This window comes from Streptomyces sp. NPDC028907 (genome assembly GCF_055564995.1).
On sequence record NZ_JBVHVE010000005.1, the window covers coordinates 646811 to 665682 of the forward strand.

The 18872-nt window shown below is 71.3% G+C and carries 20 protein-coding genes and 1 tRNA gene; 14 read left to right on the top strand and 7 right to left on the bottom strand.

Annotated features, from left to right (window positions below; all coding sequences use genetic code 11):
- The first annotated feature begins 18 nt into the window (after window positions 1–18).
- The 13 genes from ACZ4UU_RS18890 (at window position 19) to ACZ4UU_RS18950 (ending at window position 10389) form a co-directional block, all read left to right on the top strand.
- A complete protein-coding gene (locus ACZ4UU_RS18890; RefSeq protein WP_468041082.1) occupies window positions 19–2436 on the top strand; it encodes a sensor histidine kinase in 2418 nt (805 codons plus the stop codon).
- A gap of 110 nt (window positions 2437–2546) precedes the next feature.
- Window positions 2547–2981, top strand: a complete 435-nt coding sequence (locus ACZ4UU_RS18895; RefSeq protein ID WP_003996239.1) for a roadblock/LC7 domain-containing protein — start codon at window positions 2547–2549, stop codon at window positions 2979–2981.
- A 2-nt stretch (window positions 2982–2983) separates the two neighbouring features.
- Window positions 2984–3355 (top strand): DUF742 domain-containing protein, encoded by a 372-nt coding sequence (locus ACZ4UU_RS18900; protein WP_234761968.1) that lies wholly within the window; start codon window positions 2984–2986, stop codon window positions 3353–3355.
- Window positions 3333–3932 (top strand): GTP-binding protein, encoded by a 600-nt coding sequence (locus tag ACZ4UU_RS18905; RefSeq protein ID WP_468041084.1) that lies wholly within the window; start codon window positions 3333–3335, stop codon window positions 3930–3932. The genes ACZ4UU_RS18900 and ACZ4UU_RS18905 overlap by 23 nt, the downstream gene beginning before the upstream one ends.
- A 60-nt stretch (window positions 3933–3992) precedes the next feature.
- Window positions 3993–4568 (top strand): GAF domain-containing protein, encoded by a 576-nt coding sequence (locus tag ACZ4UU_RS18910; protein ID WP_468041086.1) that lies wholly within the window; start codon window positions 3993–3995, stop codon window positions 4566–4568.
- A gap of 155 nt (window positions 4569–4723) precedes the next feature.
- On the top strand, window positions 4724–5752 hold the full coding sequence (tdh, locus tag ACZ4UU_RS18915) for an L-threonine 3-dehydrogenase (RefSeq protein WP_468041087.1): 1029 nt from the start codon (window positions 4724–4726) through the stop codon (window positions 5750–5752).
- A 61-nt stretch (window positions 5753–5813) separates the two neighbouring features.
- The gene (locus ACZ4UU_RS18920; protein WP_468041089.1) at window positions 5814–7007 is read left to right on the top strand and encodes a glycine C-acetyltransferase; all 1194 of its coding nucleotides are present in this window, start codon (window positions 5814–5816) and stop codon (window positions 7005–7007) included.
- Between the two features lie 37 nt (window positions 7008–7044).
- Window positions 7045–7947, top strand: a complete 903-nt coding sequence (locus tag ACZ4UU_RS18925; RefSeq protein WP_468041090.1) for a LysR family transcriptional regulator — start codon at window positions 7045–7047, stop codon at window positions 7945–7947.
- Between the two features lie 76 nt (window positions 7948–8023).
- Complete coding sequence (locus ACZ4UU_RS18930; protein ID WP_468041091.1) at window positions 8024–8599, top strand: helix-turn-helix domain-containing protein; 576 nt, start codon at window positions 8024–8026, stop codon at window positions 8597–8599.
- Window positions 8596–9108: a GNAT family N-acetyltransferase gene (locus ACZ4UU_RS18935; RefSeq protein WP_468041093.1), complete on the top strand. Its 513-nt coding sequence runs from the start codon at window positions 8596–8598 to the stop codon at window positions 9106–9108. The genes ACZ4UU_RS18930 and ACZ4UU_RS18935 overlap by 4 nt, the downstream gene beginning before the upstream one ends.
- Before the next feature lie 136 nt (window positions 9109–9244).
- Entirely contained in the window at window positions 9245–9730 is a 486-nt protein-coding gene (locus tag ACZ4UU_RS18940; protein WP_468041094.1) for a DUF1877 family protein, read from the top strand.
- A gap of 77 nt (window positions 9731–9807) precedes the next feature.
- A complete protein-coding gene (locus tag ACZ4UU_RS18945; protein WP_468041096.1) occupies window positions 9808–10167 on the top strand; it encodes an MmcQ/YjbR family DNA-binding protein in 360 nt (119 codons plus the stop codon).
- 148 nt (window positions 10168–10315) lie between these two features.
- Window positions 10316–10389 (top strand) — tRNA-Pro (locus ACZ4UU_RS18950).
- A gap of 63 nt (window positions 10390–10452) precedes the next feature.
- Here ACZ4UU_RS18950 and rox read toward each other — a convergent pair.
- From rox to ACZ4UU_RS18985, 7 genes are all read right to left on the bottom strand, one after another.
- Window positions 10453–11892 carry a rifampin monooxygenase gene (gene rox / locus ACZ4UU_RS18955; RefSeq protein ID WP_468041097.1) on the bottom strand — a complete coding sequence of 480 codons (1440 nt, stop codon included), beginning with the start codon at window positions 11890–11892 and terminating at the stop codon, window positions 10453–10455.
- A 150-nt stretch (window positions 11893–12042) separates the two neighbouring features.
- Window positions 12043–12570 carry an NUDIX hydrolase family protein gene (locus ACZ4UU_RS18960; RefSeq protein WP_468041149.1) on the bottom strand — a complete coding sequence of 176 codons (528 nt, stop codon included), beginning with the start codon at window positions 12568–12570 and terminating at the stop codon, window positions 12043–12045.
- 42 nt (window positions 12571–12612) lie between these two features.
- Window positions 12613–13785 (bottom strand): amidohydrolase family protein, encoded by a 1173-nt coding sequence (locus ACZ4UU_RS18965; protein ID WP_468041098.1) that lies wholly within the window; start codon window positions 13783–13785, stop codon window positions 12613–12615.
- A gap of 1 nt (window position 13786) precedes the next feature.
- Window positions 13787–15190 (bottom strand): type I glutamate--ammonia ligase, encoded by a 1404-nt coding sequence (locus ACZ4UU_RS18970; RefSeq protein ID WP_468041100.1) that lies wholly within the window; start codon window positions 15188–15190, stop codon window positions 13787–13789.
- A 66-nt stretch (window positions 15191–15256) separates the two neighbouring features.
- Entirely contained in the window at window positions 15257–16066 is an 810-nt protein-coding gene (locus ACZ4UU_RS18975; protein ID WP_468041102.1) for an SAM-dependent methyltransferase, read from the bottom strand.
- 143 nt (window positions 16067–16209) lie between these two features.
- Window positions 16210–17058, bottom strand: a complete 849-nt coding sequence (locus ACZ4UU_RS18980) for a hypothetical protein (protein ID WP_468041103.1) — start codon at window positions 17056–17058, stop codon at window positions 16210–16212.
- Between the two features lie 110 nt (window positions 17059–17168).
- On the bottom strand, window positions 17169–17870 hold the full coding sequence (locus ACZ4UU_RS18985) for a response regulator (RefSeq protein ID WP_468041104.1): 702 nt from the start codon (window positions 17868–17870) through the stop codon (window positions 17169–17171).
- Between the two features lie 213 nt (window positions 17871–18083).
- On the opposite strand from ACZ4UU_RS18985, the gene ACZ4UU_RS18990 reads away from it, so the two are divergent.
- Window positions 18084–18872 (top strand): histidine kinase dimerization/phosphoacceptor domain-containing protein (locus ACZ4UU_RS18990; protein ID WP_468041106.1); only part of this gene is annotated, 789 nt, incomplete at its 3' end.

An 18872-nucleotide genomic window follows, 5' to 3' on the forward strand; every position in this document is an offset into this window, starting at 1 on the left:
ACCAGTACGAGGACCCTGATGTCTCAACTCCGCGCCCCGGCCGCACGCGCAGACCGCCGTGAGGGCGGGCGGCACGGGCGCCCGGCCGCCCGCACCGCAACCGCGCTGCCCGAGACCCACATACGGCCCCAACTGCTGCGCCTGGCGGTGCTGCCACCCGTCGCGGTGACCCTCAGCGCCTGCGCGGCCGTGCTGTTCGTCGTGCGCTCCACCGGGGCACGGCCGAGCCTCACCCTGTGGGGTGTGCTGGCCGGCGCGGTCTCGGTGACCGTGGCGGGCATCCTGATCGCAGCGGTCGCCGCCAACCGCACCGCCAGATCCGTGAGCGAACGCATCGGCGCACTGCGCCGCAACAGCGCACGCGGCGAGGCCGATCTGCGCACCCTTGTCGAGGCGCTGCGCCGTGGCGACGTCCCGCCGAAGCGCAAGCCGCGCGGCGGTCCGCCCGAGGGCGCCGACGACTTCGAACTGCTCGCATCCGACCTGGCCCGCGCCCACGACGGCGCCGTCAGCGCGGTGGTCCAGGCCGCACAGCTCTCCAGCCAGGCGGGCAGCGAACAGAAACTCGAGGTCTTCGTCAACCTCGCCCGCCGCCTCCAGTCGCTCGTCCACCGCGAGATCTCCATCCTCGACGAGCTGGAGAACGAGATCGAGGACCCGGACCTGCTCAAGGGCCTCTTCCACGTCGACCACCTCGCCACCCGTATCCGCCGCCACGCCGAGAACCTCGCCGTGCTCGGCGGGGCCGTCTCCCGCCGCCAGTGGAGCAACCCGGTCTCCATGACCGAGGTGCTGCGCTCGGCCATCGCGGAGGTCGAGCAGTACTCGCGGGTCAAGCTCGTGCCTCCCATCGACGGAACCCTGCGCGGACACGCCGTCGCCGACGTCATCCACCTGCTGGCCGAACTGGTCGAGAACGCCACGGTGTTCTCCGCACCGCACACCCAGGTGCTGCTCCGGGCCAACCTCGTGACCTCGGGGCTCGCCGTCGAGGTCGAGGACCGCGGGCTGGGCATGCCCGTCGGCGAACAGAACCGTATGAACGCCCTGCTCGCCGACCCCGATCAGGTCAACGTGGCCAGCCTGCTGGCGGACGGACGCATCGGACTGTTCGTCGTCTCCCAGCTCGCCAAGCGACACGGCATCCATGTGCGGCTCCAGACCAACATCTACGGCGGTGTCCAAGCCGTACTCGTGGTGCCGCAGGGGTTGTTGGGGGCGGAGCCGGAGGGTCGGCGTGGCGGTGCGCCGCGGGCGCAGGACCCGGCAGGGGTGGCCGCTGGTCGTGCCGGTGCCGGTGCGGGCGCGAGCCCGGGTGTCGGCGGGCCCGTACCGTCGCGCTCCACGTCGCAGACGCGTCCGCAGCAGCATCGGCGGCCCACGTCGTCCGCATCCGCCGCCCCTGCCGCACCCGCGGCTTCGGCCGCGCCCGAAAGCGGGCAGCGGGGTGTGGCCGAGACGTCGGCGGGGGTGCCACGTCGGCAACAGCCGCAGTCGCAGCCGCAGTCCGGTGGCTGGGGTTCGCCGTCCGGAGCGCACGCCAACGGGCCCGCACCTCTGCCCGTGCGCGGCGCTCGTGAGGAGCGGGCCAACCCGGCGGAGGCCGTGCCCGGCATCAGGCCCGACGAACGTCGGGTCGTCGCTGAGAACACCGTCGAGCCGCCGACCCCGCGCACCGGAACCGTCCGCGGCACCATGGGCAAGCCCCAACTGCCCCGACGCCGGGCTCAGGAACACATCGTGCCCCAGCTGCGGAGCGCGCCCGTGCCGCGTCCGGAGACCGACGAGCCCGCTGGGCACGACCCGGGGCTGATGGCCGCGTTCCAGCGGGGGATCGGGCTCGCCGAGACGCAGCAGCACATGGAGTCAGCGCAAGGGGAGTCGGCACACATGGAGTCGGCCCACATGGATGCCGGACATGTGGAGGTCGGGCATGTCGAGAGCGGACGTGTGGAAGCCGGACGTACGGATGCCGAGCGCATGGGCGGCGGGCACATGGACGCGAGGAACCTGGGTGCAGGCCACGTGGGGACCTCCCACACAGTGTCAGGCCACATGGTGTCGGGACACACAGCGTTCGACCACACGGCGCCCGACCACCTGAGCGCGAGCCACATGGATGCAGTCCATATGGACTCAGCCCACATGGACTCGGCACCCACCGTCGGTACCCAAGGCACCACATCCGCCTACACCCCCTCGCCACCCCAGCCCGGCCACCCGGACCCGACCCGCCTGGAGTTCATGCGCCCGGCGTCGATCCACCTGGAGGCGACGGGCCTCGACGCGGGGCGGGTGCAGCCCGCACAGCAGTCACAGCCCACACCTCTGCGCCCGGCGTCCATGGACCCGTCCCACATCACCGACACCCACCCCGGCCCCACACCCGGTCCCGACCGCACCCCCTGGCACGACGGGAGCACACCAGCCGGATGACCACGACCGTGACCAGCTCGACGTCCGCCTGGAAGTCCGCCCCCACGCCCACCCGCACCCCCACCCCCAGCGCTCCCGCTGACCTTCGTACCTCAAGGAGTCGATCCATCATGGCGAGCGAAGCGCCGACCGCTCATGTCTCCGATCTCGACTGGCTGATGAGCGGCCTCGTGCAGCGTGTCCCGCACACCACCAGTGCGGTGCTCCTCTCCTGCGACGGGCTTGTGAAGTCGGTTCACGGCCTCGACCCCGACAGCGCGGACCACATGGCCGCCCTGGCCTCCGGCCTGTACTCCCTGGGCCGCAGCGCGGGGGTCCGGTTCGGCGACGGCGGAGACGTGCGCCAGGTCGTCGTCGAACTCGACTCGACCCTGCTCTTCGTCACGACCGCCGGTTCCGGCACATGTCTCGCGGTGCTGGCCGGCCGCGAGGCCGACGCCGCGGTGCTGGGCTACGAGATGGCGATGCTGGTCAAGAGCGTCCGCCCGTACCTGGTCACCGCGCCCCGGCAGCACTCCGTCGAACCCTCGGCGATGAGGCCTTGAACGTGACGGCGGCCGGCGACGGGCCCTGGCTCGACGACGCGGCCGGACGGCTGGTGCGCCCGTTCACGGTCAGCAACGGCCGTACCCGGCCCACCATCGCGCTCGATCTGATGTCGCAGGTCATGGCCACCGGGGCGACCCCCCTCGGCTACCTCGGCCCCGAGCACGAGCAGGCACTCGACCTGTGCCGCGCCCCCGTCTCGGTCGCCGAGGTCGCCGCCCACCTGAAGCTGCCGGCCGCGGTCACCAAGGTGCTGCTGTCGGACCTCGTCGACTGCGGGGCGCTCACCACCAAGCCCCCCGAGTTCCACCACAACCCGACTGACCGGGCCCTTCTGGAGGCAGTGCTCGATGGACTACGACGACAGCTCTGACCCCTTCCCCACCGCACTGAAGATCTTGGTGGCAGGTGGGTTCGGGGTAGGCAAGACGACCTTCGTCGGCGCGGTGAGCGAGATCGCGCCGCTCAGCACGGAGGAACTGCTCACCACGGTCAGCGCCGCGACCGACAGCCTCGAAGGTGTCGAGAACAAGGTCGAGACGACGGTGGCCATGGACTTCGGCCGCATCACCCTCGACCCGGAACACGTCCTGTACCTGTTCGGCACGCCCGGACAGGAACGGTTCTGGTTCATGTGGGACGAACTCTCGGAGGGCGCGCTCGGCGCGGTCATCCTCGCCGACACCCGGCGCCTGGAGGACTGCTTCGCCGCCGTCGACTTCTTCGAGCAACGAGGCCTCGGCTTCATCGTCGCCATCAACGAGTTCGACGGCTCCCACCGCTACGACCCGGAGGAGGTACGAGCCGCGATCGACCTCGACCCGCAGATCCCGGTCGTCCGCTGCGACGCCCGGATCTCCAGCTCCGGTGTCCAGACCCTGCTGACCCTGGTCCGGCACCTCATCGCCCACGCGCCGGCACCCGCACCGAGTCACGGCGCCCACATGTGACATCCGCACACAAAGCACGGAGCCGCATATGACCCACGCCCACAGCGACGGAATCCGCCCATGAGCCACGGCCCACCCCACCCGGTCGCTCGCCTGCTGCTCACTCCCGAGGACAAGGAGGCCCCCGCCCGCGCACGGCGGCTGTTCCAACTGGGTCTGGGGGAACATCCCGATCCTGCCCTGGACGTCTTCGCGGACCATCTCGCCGAACTCACCGGGGCGCCGTACGCCATGGTCAACTTCATCGGCGAGAACCGGCAGTTCTTCGCCGGTCTGCATGCGCGGCCGACCGTGAGTCTCGCTCGGAGCGACGACACCAAGCCGGTGCTGGGCCGCCATATGGAGCGCGACCATGGGTTCTGCCCCCATGTGGTCGTCCGACACAAGGCGCTGGTGCTGGAGGACGTCCGTGACTATCCGCGGTTCGCCGGGAACCCGATCGTCGACGAGTTCGGCATCCGCTCCTACCTGGGTGCCCCGCTCATCGACTCCACGGGGATGGCGCTGGGCACGGTGTGCGTCGTCGACGCGGAGCCGCGGGCGTGGGGGAGGGCCGGCCTGGAGACCATCAAGGCGTCCGCCGCGGAACTGGTGATGCGGCTGGAGCGACGGGCGGCGGACGGGCTGCCCCTTTAGCGAGGGCGTGAAGGAAAGCTGTGGCGCCGCTTAAGAAATCCTCGATGGACCTGGGCGCCGCCGTACGGCAGATTCAGGTGCGATTCCACCCCCCTCCCCGGCCGCGGGCGCCTTCGGCATGCCCGCGGTCGGGACTCACGCACAGGAGCCGTACCGTGAAGGCGCTGGTCAAGGAGAAGGCGGAGCCCGGGCTCCGGCTCGCGGACGTGCCGGACCCGGCCGTCGGACCCGGTGACGTACTGATCAAGGTGCTGCGCACCGGCATCTGCGGCACCGATCTGCACATCCATGCCTGGGACGGCTGGGCACAGCAGGCGATCCGCACCCCGCTCGTGCTCGGGCACGAGTTCGTGGGCGAGGTCGTCGAGGTCGGACGCGACGTCGGTGACATCGCCGTCGGCGACCGGGTCAGCGGCGAGGGCCATCTGGTGTGCGGCAAGTGCCGCAACTGCCTGGCCGGACGCCGCCATCTGTGCCGGGCCACGGTCGGCCTCGGGGTCGGACGGGACGGCGCCTTCGCCGAGTACGTCGCGCTGCCGGCCGCCAATGTGTGGGTGCACCGCGTGCCCGTCGACCTCGACGTGGCCGCGATCTTCGACCCGTTCGGCAACGCCGTGCACACCGCGCTGTCGTTCCCGCTGGTCGGCGAGGACGTCCTGATCACCGGCGCCGGTCCGATCGGCCTGATGGCGGCCGCCGTGGCCCGGCACGCGGGCGCCCGCAACGTCGTGATCACCGATGTGAGCGAGGAACGGCTGGAGCTTGCCCGCAAGATCGGCGTGAGCCTGGCGCTGAACGTCTCCGAGTCGACCATCGGCGACGGGCAGCGCACACTCGGCCTGCGCGAGGGCTTCGACATCGGCCTGGAGATGTCCGGCCGTCCCGAGGCGATGCGCGACATGATCGCCAACATGACGCACGGCGGCCGTATCGCCATGCTCGGCCTGCCGGCGCAGGAGTTCCCGGTCGACTGGGCCCGGATCGTCACTTCGATGATCACCATCAAGGGCATCTACGGCCGGGAGATGTTCGAGACCTGGTATGCGATGTCCGTACTGCTGGAGGGCGGCCTCGATCTCGCCCCCGTGATCACCGGCCGGTACGGCCACCGCGACTTCGAGGCGGCGTTCGCCGACGCGGCGAGTGGGCGTGGCGGCAAGGTCATCCTCGACTGGACCGTCTGAGTCACCGCGCACGTCCCCTGCCCCCCCCGCGTAAGTCATCTGCCTTTCTAGGAGCTTTCCGATGTTCGACTCCGTGCGCGACGACCTGCGCGCCACCCTCGACGAGATCCGCGCCGCCGGTCTGCACAAGCCCGAGCGGGTCATCGACACCCCGCAGTCCGCGACCGTCAACGTCAGCGCGGGCGGCCGTCCCGGCGAGGTCCTCAACTTCTGCGCCAACAACTACCTAGGCCTCGCCGACCACCCCGAGGTGATCGCCGCCGCCCACCAGGCGCTGGACCGCTGGGGCTACGGCATGGCCTCGGTCCGCTTCATCTGCGGCACGCAGGAGGTCCACAAGGAACTGGAGGCACGGCTCTCCGCGTTCCTCGGCCAGGAGGACACGATCCTGTACTCCTCCTGCTTCGACGCCAACGGCGGCGTCTTCGAGACGCTGCTCGGCCCGGAGGACGCGGTCATCTCCGACGCCCTGAACCACGCGTCGATCATCGACGGCATCCGGCTGTCCAAGGCCCGCCGGTTCCGCTACGCCAACCGCGACCTGGCCGATCTGGAACGGCAGTTGAAGGACGCCGCCGACGCCCGCCGCCGCCTGATCGTCACTGACGGCGTCTTCTCCATGGACGGCTACGTGGCGCCGCTGGCCGAGATCTGCGACCTCGCCGACCGCTACGACGCCATGGTCATGGTCGACGACTCGCACGCCGTCGGCTTCGTCGGCCCCGGCGGCCGCGGCACGCCCGAGCTGCACGGCGTCATGGACCGCGTCGACATCATCACCGGCACCCTCGGCAAGGCGCTAGGTGGCGCGTCCGGCGGCTATGTGGCGGCCCGCGCCGAGATCGTCGCCCTGCTGCGCCAGCGCTCCCGCCCGTACCTGTTCTCCAACACCTTGGCCCCGGTGATCGCGGCGGCCTCACTGAAGGTCCTCGACCTGCTGGAGTCGGCGGACGACCTGCGCGTCCGGCTGGCCGAGAACACGGCGCTGTTCCGTCGCCGGATGAACGAGGAGGGCTTCGCCATCCTCCCCGGCGAGCACGCCATCGCGCCCGTGATGATCGGCGACGCGGCTGTCGCCGGCCGGATGGCGGAGCTGCTGCTGGAACGTGGTGTGTACGTGATCGGCTTCTCCTACCCCGTGGTGCCGCAGGGCCAGGCCCGCATCCGCGTCCAGCTGTCCGCCGCGCACTCGACGGACGACGTCAACCGCGCGGTGGACGCCTTCGTCGCGGCCCGGGCGGAACTGGAAGGCTGACGTCCGGCCCGCTCCGGACCTTGCGATAATCGATCTCATGATCGAAGCGCGGCGGCTCCACATCCTCCGTGCGGTGGCCGACCACCGCACGGTGACGGCGGCTGCCGCCGCGCTGTATCTGACCCCCTCGGCGGTCTCCCAGCAGCTGACGGCCCTGGAGCAGGAGACCGGCCACCGCCTCGTCGAGCGCGGCGCCAAAGGCGTACGGCTGACCCCGGCCGGCGAGATCCTGCTCAATCACACCAACGCCGTCCTCGCCCAGCTGGAGCGGGCGGAAGCGGAGCTCGCCGCGTACGACTCGGGGGCGGCCGGCACGGTCACCGTCGCCTCGTTCGCGACCGGTATCGCCCAGGTCGTGGCCCCGGCGGTGTCCCGCCTCGCCGGGACGTCCCCGGGTATTCGCATCCGTGTCCAGGACGCCGAGGGCGACGCCAGCCTGCCGATGGTGCTGGACCGGCAGGTCGACATCGCGGTGGCCGTCGAGTACCGGGGGGCGCCGCCCGCCGACGACCCGCGCCTGGCGCACCTACCGCTGTACGCCGAGCCCTTCGACGCGGTCGTCCCGGTGAGCCACCGGCTGGCCGACACCGCCGAGGTCCCTCTCGCGGAGCTGGCCAAGGACCCCTGGATCGGCCCGTACCCCGGCAATCCCTGCCATGACGTGGTCGTCCTGGCCTGCGAGAACGCCGGTTTCCAGCCCCGCCTCGAACACTCCTCGGACGACTTCCGCGCGGTCGTCGCCCTCGCCTCGGCCGACGCGGGCGTGGCACTCGTACCGCGCTCGGCGCTGCGCGGCATGGACCTCACAGGGGTTGTCGTACGTCCCGTGGACGGGGTGGCGCCCACGCGCCGGGTGTTCGCGGCCGTACGGCGAGGCGCCGAGGAGCACCCCTTGATCCGGCCGGTGCTCGCGGCGCTCGGGGCGGCGGCGGGGGAGTGAGCGGCCCGTAACATCGCTGTTTCATATCTGGGATAACTTCCCGGATGTGAGACAGGTGGATAGGAAACAAGGAAATGTGGACGGAGTCGAAACCCTGGACCCCGTCGACGCCCGACTCGGCACGCGTCTGGCCGAGTTGCGGGCCGAGCGCGGCTGGTCCCTGGGCGAGTTGGCCGAGCGCAGCGGCGTCAGCCGCTCGACCCTGTCCCGCGCCGAGCGCGCCGAGACCAGCCCCACGGCCTCGCTGCTGAACCGCCTGTGCCATGTGTACGGGCGGACCATGTCCCAGCTGCTCAGCGAGGTCGAGGGCGAGCCGGCGCTGCTGGTGCGGGCGGCCGAGCAGCCAGTGTGGGAGGACCGCACCTCCGGGTTCGTACGCCGATCCGTGTCCCCGCCGCACACCGGGCTGCGCGCCGAACTCGTCGAGGGACGGCTCGACGCGGGCGCCGACATCGCGTACGACCGGCCGCCCGTGCCGGGCCTGGAGCAGCACATCTGGGTGCTGGAAGGAGCCCTCGACGTGACGGTTCAGGAGACTGAGCACCATCTCGACCCCGGGGACTGTCTGCGGATGCGGGTGTGGGGGGCCACGCGGTTCCGGTGCGCCGGTCCCGAGGCGGTGCGGTATGTGCTGGCGGTGGTGCTGCCGTGATCGTGACGCGACTGGACGGGGCCCAACTCCTGGAACTGGTCGAGGACTTGGCCGACCTGCTGGTGGACACCGTGACGGACGGGGCCTCCGTCGGATTCCTCGGCCCCCTCGACCGCACGGCGGCCATGGCCTGGTGGAAGGATCGCGCGGCCGCCGTGGCCGCCGGCCGGCTGGCCGTGTGGGCGGCATCCGAGGACGGGCGAACCGTCGGCACGGTCAGTCTGGCGTTCGCCGACAAGCCCAACAGCCGCCACCGGGCCGAGCTGGTCAAGCTGATGGTGCACCGGGACGCGCGGGGGCAGGGCCTCGGCCGTACCCTCCTGACGACCGCGGAAGAGGCGGCGAGCGGCGCCGGGGTCACCCTCCTCCACCTGGACACCGAGACCGACAGCCTCGCCGAGCGCCTGTACGGCTCGGCCGGCTGGAGCCGGGCCGGAGTGATCCCCGACTACGCGGCCGCCCCGGACGGAGTTCTGCGGCCCACGACGATCTACTACAAGCACGTGTGACTCGCCGAGGCGGACGGGGGTGTGCGGGGGTGCGCGGGGCGCGGGGCGGTGAGGTGAGTGCGGTGTCAGTGCCGCCTGGAACACTCGCCGTCGTTGATCGACCACACGACACCCGTATCAAGGGAGATTGCCTGCCATGGGCGTGAGTATCTCGTTCGTCAGCGCGACGACGGAGGAGCTGGACAGGGCGGAGCAGGACCCGAGTTGGGCCGACGAGTTCTACTCTGAGCTGTACTCCGGGGACCACTACCCGATACCCGGTCGCCTCTACGGCGGCCCCGGCCGGGACTTCGCCGGCCTCCAGTTCCTGTTCGACGAGGCCGAGCTGTCACTGGAGTTCGTGATGGACGGGTTCCAGATCCTGGACGACGGCACCCTGTTCGGGTGGACCGCGGAGCAGATCGACGGCGTGGCACGGGAACTGCGGGCGACCCCGTGGGCAAGGCTGGCGTCCCACTACGATCCGGAGCGGATGGCGAAGGAGGACGTGTACCCCAACATGTGGAGGTTCGATCCGGACGGGCGGCTGGACGGGCTCGAGGCCACGTACGGGGAATTGGTCGAGTTCTTCGGGGAAGCGGCCGATCGTGGACTCGGGGCGTTCATGGAATTCAGCTTCTAGGGTCCCGTGCCGGGGTTCCGTTCGCGGAAATCCCTCTCACCAGGTGATTGTCAGTGCCGGCGGCTACCGTGCGTGTCATGCCGGATGCCGAAGACGTACGCCGTATCGCCCTGTCTCTGCCGGACACGACGGAGAAGATCGCCTGGAGCATGCCCACCTTCCGGGTCGCGGGCAAGATGTTCGCCACACTGCCCGAGGAGGAGACGTCCATCGCCGTGCGCTGCCCGAAGGAGGAGCGCGACGAACTGGTCGTGGCCGAGCCGGGCAAGTTCTGGATCGCCGATCACGAGGCGCAGTTCGCCTGGGTCAGAGCCCGGCTCGCCGCCCTGGAGGACGAGGACGAACTGCGCGACATCCTCGCCGACTCCTGGCGGCAGGCGGCACCCACGAGGCTGTTGGACGCGTATCCGGAGTTGGGGCTGCCGACGGGGGAGTGAACACCGGGGGGCCACCCGGTGTGGTCGCGCGACCTCGGTCCGTTCCCGAGCTGGTGGCCACGCATAAACGAGTGCGCGACCACCGACCCGAGTGCGGTATTGTTTCCATGCACGTTCGGCCGGGGGAAACCCCAGGTCAGACAGGCACCGGGACGTGGCGCAGCTTGGTAGCGCACTTGACTGGGGGTCAAGGGGTCGCAGGTTCAAATCCTGTCGTCCCGACGGTGCGAAGGGTCTTCACAGGCGAAAGCCTGCGAGGGCCCTTTTTGCCGGGCGGCCGCGCCCTCAGTCCGTCGCGGCGTCCGTCGGGGCTCCGAACCACGTGGGCAGATGACTGAGCAGCTCCCGCTGGTCGTCGCCGGCCCACGCGACATGGCCGTCCGGCCGCAGCAGTACCGCGGGCGCGTCCAGTTCCTCGCTGACGTCGACGACGTGGTCGACCCGGTCCGACCAGCCCGCCGCCGAGAGCCTGCCGGTCTGGTCGAGGAGCAGTCCGCGTCCCGTGTGCATCAGCTCGTAGAGACGGCGCTGCTTCAGCCGCACGTCCCGCAGCCGCCGGCCGAGCAGTTCGTGCCCCTCGCCGAAGTCGTAGCGGACGCCGGTCGCGATGATCTTCTCGGTCAGGTACCGGCTCACGTCCTCGAAGTCCATCAGCTCCGACAGCAGCCGACGCACCGCCTGAGGGCCGGGCTCGGGGGACATCAGCTCCATCTGCGCCCGGGTGTTGTCCAGCACGTCGGCGGCCACGGGGTGACGCTCGGTGTGGTAGCTGTCCAGCAGCCCATCCGGGGCCCAGCCGGCGACCACGGCGGCCAGCTTCCAGCCCAGGTTGAACGCGTCCTGAATGCCGAGGTTGAGCCCCTGTCCGCCGACCGGCGGGTGGATGTGCGCCGCGTCGCCCGCCAGCAGCACCCGACCGACCCGGTAGCGTTCGGCCAGCCGGGTGGCGTCGCCGAAGCGGGACAGCCACCGTGGCGAGTGCACGCCGAAGTCGGTGTCGGCGAACATCCGCAGCTGTCGCTTGAACTCCTCCAGGGTCGGCGGGGCCGAGCGGTCGTCGGCCACGCCCTCGGCCGGCACGACCACGCGGAACACCCCCTCCCCGACAGGCCCGAGACCGAACCGCTTCTGGGTCTTGCGGACTTCGGTCACCAAGGCCGTCACCGTCTCCGGTGGCGCGGTCACCTCCATCTCGCCCAGCAGCGTGTCGACCCTGCTCGGCTCGCCGGGAAAACCGACGCCGATCAGCTTGCGTACGGTGCTGCGGCCGCCGTCGCAGCCGACCAGGTGACGCGCGCGCAGCCGCGTTCCGTTGGCCAGCTCGACGGTCACCCCGTCTTCGTCCTGGCTCAGCCCGATCAGCTCGCAGCCACGCCGGATCTCGGTGCCGAGCTCCGCGGCACGCTCGGCCAGGAGTCGGTCGGTGGTGGTCTGCGGGATGCCGAGGACGTACGGATGCGCGGTGTCCAACCCGTCGGGCGCGGGCTTGTGGATACCGGCGAAGAACCCGCCGAGCGGGTGCCGCTGCCCCTGGGCGAGGAAGCGGTCCAGCAGGCCACGCTGGGCCATCACCTCGATGCTGCGTACGTGCAGGCCCAGCGAGCGCACGAACGGGGGCGGCTCCGGGTCCCTCTCCAGTACGACCACGTGCACGCCGTGCAGCCGCAACTCGGCGGCGAGCATCATGCCGGTCGGTCCCCCGCCGGCCACGATCACATCGATCATCACATCACCCATTTCCGCAGGCACTGGCTTCGGCCGGAGATTCTGCGGTATGACGGGGGCCTTGCCGCAAGCCCCCCGGTGCGCTATACGTTGAGAGTGGCAAGGAGTGGGTGAAGCTCCTTGCCTTCGTCTTTTAGCCCTCCGGCAGCGTCAGACCACGCAGCCCACATGCGCCAGCGCCTGCTTCAGCAGCACTCCGTGCCCGCCCGGCATCTCGCTCTGCACCGCGGGGGACAGCGCCTCCTGCGGGCTGAACCAGACCAGGTCGAGGGCGTCCTGGCGGGGGCGGCAGTCACCGGTGACCGGGACGACGTAGGCGAGGGAGACCGCGTGCTGACGGGGGTCGTGGTACGCGGTGATCCCCTGCGTCGGGAAGTACTCCGCGACGGTGAACGGCTGGAGGGACGTCGGGACCCGGGGGAGTGCGACCGGGCCGAGGTCCTTCTCCAGGTGACGCAGCAGGGCGTCGCGGACCCGCTCGTGGTGCAGTACGCGGCCGGAGACCAGGGTCCGGCTGACCGTTCCGTCCGGTCCGATGCGCAGCAGGAGGCCGATGCTGGTGACCTCGCCGCTGTCGTCGACGCGCACGGGCACGGCCTCGACGTACAGGATCGGCATGCGGGCGCGCGCCTGCTCCAGCTCGTCGGACGACAGCCAGCCGGGCGTGGTTTCGGTCATGTCAGACATTGCTTGATCATACTTTCCGGGAATTGCGAACGCTCAGTCGCGGTGCGGGCGGGGTTCGGGGGCGGGGACGGGGTCGGATAGGGGAAGACCGTAGAGGCGGCGGGCGTTGTCGCCGGCCGTCCACGCCGCGATCCGCAGCGCGTCCGGCAGGCTCAGATCGTCGGCGTCCACCCGGTCCTGGAGCAGCTCGCCCAGGCCGCGGCGGAACGCCAGTGCGCCGAGCGGGTAGAACTCGGCCAGACCATACGCGTCGGAGCTGTACAGCAGCTTGCGGAACGGGGTGATCTCCAGCGCCTCCGCCAGGACCGCCCCGGACCGGGCGGGCCCGACATGGTGCAGGGTGAGGCCGACGTCCAGGTACACCTGCTCGAAGACCGCCGCCAGGAAGGCGGCCTGGCGCTGGTAGGGCCAGCAGTGCAGGAGCAGGACGGGGATCGTGCCCCTGGTCAGATGCAGCCAGTCCGTCAGGTGCGTCGGATCGACCCGGTGCAGACGGATGTCGTTGTCACCGAAGCCGGTGTGCAGCTGGAGAGGGAGGCCGAGGTCGACGGCGGTCCACAGCAGATGCCGGACCAGGACCGGGTCCACCAGCCGTCCGCCGTCCGCCAGCCACTGCCTGGCCGCCGCGGTGACCAGGGCGTCCGAGGGGCGCGCCGGGTCCAGATCGAAGCCGGTGCGGTAGGCGGCCACCGATTTCACGGCCACCACGCCGGGACGCCGTACGGCCTCCTCGGCGGCCGTGCGGAACGCGGTGGCGTACGCGTCCGGTTCGACTCCACCGGCGGCCAGCGACTCGGCGATCACTTCCAGCCGTACGACTTCGTACGCGGTCGCGTCGGCCGTCTCGGCCAGTTCCCGGGGCGTGGTGATGGGGTGCGGGGTGTACCCGGTGTCGACGCAGAAGGCCCGCGTCCCCGCGGCGGCCAGAAACCTTCGGTTCACCTCGTCCCCGCCCAGCTCCGCACGCCGCGCCAGATACGCCTCGGCGGGTGCGTGGCGGGGGAGGTCCAGCAGCGGTGCGCAGTGGCGGCGCACGGACACGCCGACCGGGGTGTCGAAGGACGAGACGCCGGGCCAGGGCTCGCTCTCGGTGAGCAGGGACTCGAAGCCGTCCCGGTCCAGGTCGGCGGTGACGACCCCGTGGCAGTGGTGGTCCACCAGCGGCAGCGCCGCCAGCGCCTCGTGCACCGGTCCCGTGGCACTCACGTCAGTACTTCCAGCGGTAGGCAGCCGCCACCCGGTCGTCGTCCAGCCCGGCCACGGCGGCGAGTTCTCCCTGCCGTACGGCGATGACGGCGTCGGCGAGGACCGGGCCCAGCGCGGCGCGCAGCGGTTCGTTCGTACGGAACTCCTCGACGGCCTCGCCGAGGGAGGTCGGCAGTCTGCGGACGCCTCTGGCAGCTGCCTCCCGGGCACTCAGCCGGGCCGGATCGCCGGTGGTCTCCTCCGGCAGGCGGGCGTCCGACGCCAGTCCGTCCAGCCCGGCGGCGATCAGGCAGCCGAGGGCGAGGTACGGGTTGGCGGCCAGGTCCACCGGCTTGACCTCCAGGTTGGCCGCCTGGTCTCGATGGCCCGCCGTGCCCGTGACGACGCGCAGCCCCGCCTCCCGTGTCTCCCGGCCCCAGGCGGTGAACACTCCGGCCCACTGCGAGGGCCTCAGGCGCAGGTGGCTCGCCGGACTCGGGGCGGTCACCGCGGTGAGGGCGGGGAGGTGGGTGAGCACACCGGCCGCGAAGGACTCGGCCTCGGGACGCATGCCGTGGCGGCGGTCACCGCCCGCGTGCAGGTTGACGCCGTCGCGCCAGGCGGAGAGGTGGACGTGGCCGCCGTTGCCCACGCCCTGCCCGAGGACCGCGGGGGCGAAGGACACGGCGAGGCCGTGGCGTTGTGCCACCGCCCGGATCGTCTGCCGTACCAGCACGCTTCGGTCGGCCGCCGCCACCGGGTCGAGCGCGGCCACCGACAGCTCGAACTGCCCGGCAGCGTACTCCGGATGGAGCTGGTCGACCTCCACGCCCTGCCGGGCGAGCGCCGCCAGCAGATCGGCGGCGCAGTCGCTCAACTCGACCTGGCGGGTGGCGCCGTAGGCCGGACCCGTCACCGCCGGAACGAACTCGCCGTCGGTGCCGGGAGGCCGAGCGACGGCCCACTCGATCTCGACGCTCGCCCGGAACGTGATGCCATGGCGCTCGGCGGCCTCCTGGACCGTCCGCCGCAGGAAGGTGCGGCTGCACGCGGGATGCCGCTCGCCCTCCTGGGTGATCCGGTCGACCGGCGCCCACGCCCAGCCGGGCTGAGCGGACAGCTCCACCAGTGGGTCGAGGTCGGGGTAGAGGCGCAGGTCGCCGTCGGGGGAGCCGAGGACGTCGGTGGTGACGACGGAGTCGTTCGCGAGGAACGTGTCGAACACCGGTGACATCCCGACGCCCCAGGCGGCCGCCGAGGCCAGCTTCGCCGTCGGGATCGTCTTCACCCGGCCGATGCCCGCCGTGTCGACGTAGACCAGGACGATCCCGTGCACGCCCCGCCCGGACAGCTCGCCGCTCAGCGCGCCGGCCCGCTCCACGTCACCGGGGCGCCCTCCCGGGACGGGATCGGCAAGGGTGGTCATACGGTCTCCCGGTCTCCTCGACGAGCTCGGCCGGTCCGCGCCGGTCCGTGTGGTCCCTGCTGGGCGTCAGGGTTTCACGGCGACCGCGCCGTACTGCGGCACCGGAGCGGGAGAGTCGGCGGCCCGCCACTGAGAGCAGGACACCATGCCGGGCTCCAGCAGCTCCAGGCCCTCGAAGAAGGCGGCGATGTCCGGGCCGCTGCGGGCCGTGATCGGCGGCGTGGCGTTCTCGTTCCAGAACTTCATCGCCGGGATCTGGCCCTCGCCGCCGAGCTCGGAGTCGAAGGTCGGGTGGGTCAGGACCAGGTGGCTGCCGGAGGGGACGGCGGCCAGGACGCGCCGTACGATCTCGCGGGCCTTGTCGTAGTCCAGGACGAAGTTGAGGATGCCGAGCATCATCACGGCCACCGGCTCGCCGAAGTCCAGGGTCTGCGCGGCGCGTTCGACGATGGCGTCCGGGTCGTGCACATCGGCGTCGATGTAGGCGGTGACCCCCTCGCGGGTACCGGTCAGCAGGGTGCGGGCGTGCACGAGGACGATCGGGTCGTTGTCGACGTACACGATCCGTGAGTCGGGCGCGACGCGCTGGGCGATCTCATGGGTGTTGTCCGCCGTCGGCAGCCCGGTGCCGATGTCCAGGAACTGCCGCACGCCCCGCTCCTCGGCGACGAACCGCACGGCCCGGCCGAGGAAGTCACGGTCCGCGCGGGCGATGTCCCGGATGATCGGGAACATGCCGGCGACCTGCTCGCCGACCTGCTGGTCGACCTCGTAGTTGTCCTTGCCGCCGATCCAGTAGTTCCACACGCGCGCGTTGTGCGCCACACCGGTGTTCAGCTTCGTCGACCCGCCCGACGGGGTGTGGCCATCACTCACGACTCGTCCTCTCCTCGCACGCACGACCGAAACCGGCCATCGCCGCCATTGTGCCGCTCCGTTGATCACGCTGTCCTGGGAATCGGCAGAGCGAGCAGGGAGGTTGGCGGGTGGGAGGACGCTGCGAGGAGGGAGAGCCGCCGCTACTCGATCTCGCTGGGGCTCGCGGCCGGCGTCTTCCCGGCCAGGACGTCCTTGAGGCGCTGGGTGCCGAGTTGCACCGCCTGCTCCATGGAGTCGTGCTCGTCCCCGTCGAGACCGCCCGAGGTGACGGTGATCGCGTCGTTGCCGACACGGACGGCGGCGACGTCCAGGGTCAGTGTGGCCTCGTTGCCGTCGGTCTCGCCCTGGACCGTCACGCGCAGGCCTTCACGGGCGTCGCCCACGTCGGGCAGCGAGGTGTCGACGACCTGGACGGTGCGCTCCTCGCCGTTCTCGGTCATCGTGAACTGGTCGCACTCGTCCGGCAGTTTCGCCATCCAGTTCAAGCCGCCCTGCGGGTCGGTCCGGTCGTAGGCGGCGACCTGGTACAGCAGACGTGAGTCGCCCTGCGTGAAGCCGCGCAGCGCGTTCGCGCCCGACGGCGTGCCCAGCAGGTCGTCGTCGAAGAGGGAGTCCATGAGCCGTTGGCAGTCGGCGGCGTCCGACTTGGCCGTGAGGAAGTCCGAGACGTCGACCGTGCCGATGAGCAGGCTGTCGTGCCAGTTCTCGGCCTCCGTGTCCTTGACCTGCGTCCAGGCGTCCTCGATGTCCGCCTCGGTGATCAGCGCGGTCTGCGCACCGGACTCGGTGAGGACAGCGCTGGGCGAGCCCGTGGGGGATCCGGTGGGCGAGGAGGTCGGCTGCTTGCGGGCCGCTGGTGAGGCCGTGACGCCCGAGGACCGTGCACCGTCCTTGTCGCCGTCGGACGAGCAGGCGGCGGTGGTCACCAGGGTGCCCGCCATCAGGGCCGAGGAGAGGACGCGGACGAGTCGGGTCGGACGACGGGTCATCGGAGTGCCTCCTGAGAACGGGACGAATGTCCTCAGGGCACCACCGCACCCGACGGCCCACCACCGGCACCGGCCCGTTCGAGTGAGCCCCGGCGTAGGAGGCCCGCGCCTCACCCGCCCGGCTGCCCGTGCCCGTGCTGCCAGGCCCAGGCCGCGATCTCGACGCGGTTCCGGGCGGCCAGTTTCAGCTGGACGCTGGACAGGTGTGTCTTGACCGTGGACAGGGAGACGTACAGCTCGGCGGCGATCTCCGCGTTCGTACGGCCGAGGGCGACCAGGCGGACGACGTCGAGCTCGCGGTCGGTGAGGGGTTCCGTGGGAGTGGCCACCGGCTTCACCGGGGCGGCGGAGACGGCCTGCGGGGCGGTGACGTGCTTGAGCAGGCGGACCGTGACCGACGGAGAGACCAGCGAGTCTCCGGCCGCGGCGGCGCGGACCGCCTCGGCGAGGAGGGTGGGCCCAGAGTCCTTGAGCAGGAACCCGCACGCGCCGCCGCGCAGCGCCCCGTACACGTACTCGTCGAGGTCGAAGGTGGTCACCACGACCACCCGCATCGGGTCGGCCACCTCGGGCCCCGCCAGCAGTCGGGTCGCCTCGAGACCGTCCAGCTTCGGCATCCGGATGTCCAGCAGGCACACGTCCGGCCGTTCCTGTCGGGCCAGCGCCACCGCTTCCTCGCCGTCGGCGGCCTCGGCGACCACGGTGATGTCGGGCTGGGCGTTGAGGAAGAAGCGGAAGCCGGTGCGGACCATCTCCTGGTCGTCGGCGATGAGGACGCGGATGGGTGCGCCGGGTTCGGTCGGGACGGTCATGGCTCGATCATGCCTTACGAGGGGTTCGTGCTCAGGGGTTCGTGCTCAGAGGTTCGTGCCTTCCGGAGACCGCGGTGAGGATGCGGCTCAAGCCTCGCCCGGGGCGCCCGGCTCGCGCCTCGGCCATAAGGTCGGTGTCAGCCGACGTCAGTGGGCGGCCCCTCGGCCGGACGGCCGATCCCGCCCCGCTCGGCCTCACCTACCGTGATCGGCATGAAGTCCGTGTCCTCCCGCGGCTGCGCCCGGGGATTCGCCGTCGGCGTCCTGCTCGCCGCCTGTGTCGTCGACGTCCTGATCGCGGGCGCCGACGGAACGAGCGTCCTGCCGACCGCGAACCCCGTCTGGCCGACCCTGGCGATGCTGCTCGTGGGACTGGCCGGCGTGCTGTGGCCGGCCGGACGGCGGCCCGAGTGGCTGACGCCGCAGGTGCGCACCGCCGTGCCCGCCCTCGCCTCGATCCTCTACTCGGTGGCCGCGCTCGCGGTAGGCGCGACGAACCTGTTCGGCCCGGGCGAGGTCCTGATCCTGCTGTGCCTGCTGTTCGTCGCGGTACGGCACTGCCCGCCGCGTCGGGCCTGGGGGTGCGGCGCCCTCGACGTGGGGGCGTTGCTGCTGTTGCCGGGCCGGCATCTGGGGACATGGGACGAAGAAGCGCTGACCTTCATCGTGGTCGGCCTGGTCCTGGTCGGTGTCTTCGCCGGGCTCGGGGGCTATCTGCGCTCGCTGGACTACCGGCGTACGGTCGCCGTCAGCGAGACCCGGCGCGCGGAGCGCCTGGCCATCGCCGCCGACCTGCACGACTTCGTCGCCCACCATGTCACCGGGATCCTGGTGCAGACGCAGGTGGCGCGCATGGTGGCCCAGGCCGAAGCCCGGCCCCAAACCCAGAGCCAGGCCCAAACCCAAACCCAGGCCCAAGTGCAGGCCCAGGTCCAGCCGCAGGAGCTCGACCCCGTCCTGGCCGGTATCGAACGCGCCGCGACCGAGGCCCTCGCCTCGATG

Coding starts and splice junctions, on each gene's coding strand:
- ACZ4UU_RS18920 (WP_468041089.1), top strand. CDS start 5,814: ATGTTCGACTCCGTGCGCGACGACCTGCGCGCCACCCTCGACGAGATC.
- ACZ4UU_RS18895 (WP_003996239.1), top strand. CDS start 2,547: ATGGCGAGCGAAGCGCCGACCGCTCATGTCTCCGATCTCGACTGGCTG.
- ACZ4UU_RS18970 (WP_468041100.1), bottom strand. CDS start 15,190: ATGACCACCCTTGCCGATCCCGTCCCGGGAGGGCGCCCCGGTGACGTG.
- ACZ4UU_RS18905 (WP_468041084.1), top strand. CDS start 3,333: ATGGACTACGACGACAGCTCTGACCCCTTCCCCACCGCACTGAAGATC.
- ACZ4UU_RS18925 (WP_468041090.1), top strand. CDS start 7,045: ATGATCGAAGCGCGGCGGCTCCACATCCTCCGTGCGGTGGCCGACCAC.
- ACZ4UU_RS18945 (WP_468041096.1), top strand. CDS start 9,808: ATGCCGGATGCCGAAGACGTACGCCGTATCGCCCTGTCTCTGCCGGAC.
- ACZ4UU_RS18980 (WP_468041103.1), bottom strand. CDS start 17,058: ATGACCCGTCGTCCGACCCGACTCGTCCGCGTCCTCTCCTCGGCCCTG.
- rox (WP_468041097.1), bottom strand. CDS start 11,892: ATGATCGATGTGATCGTGGCCGGCGGGGGACCGACCGGCATGATGCTC.
- ACZ4UU_RS18890 (WP_468041082.1), top strand. CDS start 19: ATGTCTCAACTCCGCGCCCCGGCCGCACGCGCAGACCGCCGTGAGGGC.
- ACZ4UU_RS18910 (WP_468041086.1), top strand. CDS start 3,993: ATGAGCCACGGCCCACCCCACCCGGTCGCTCGCCTGCTGCTCACTCCC.
- ACZ4UU_RS18940 (WP_468041094.1), top strand. CDS start 9,245: ATGGGCGTGAGTATCTCGTTCGTCAGCGCGACGACGGAGGAGCTGGAC.
- ACZ4UU_RS18985 (WP_468041104.1), bottom strand. CDS start 17,870: ATGACCGTCCCGACCGAACCCGGCGCACCCATCCGCGTCCTCATCGCC.
- ACZ4UU_RS18960 (WP_468041149.1), bottom strand. CDS start 12,570: ATGACCGAAACCACGCCCGGCTGGCTGTCGTCCGACGAGCTGGAGCAG.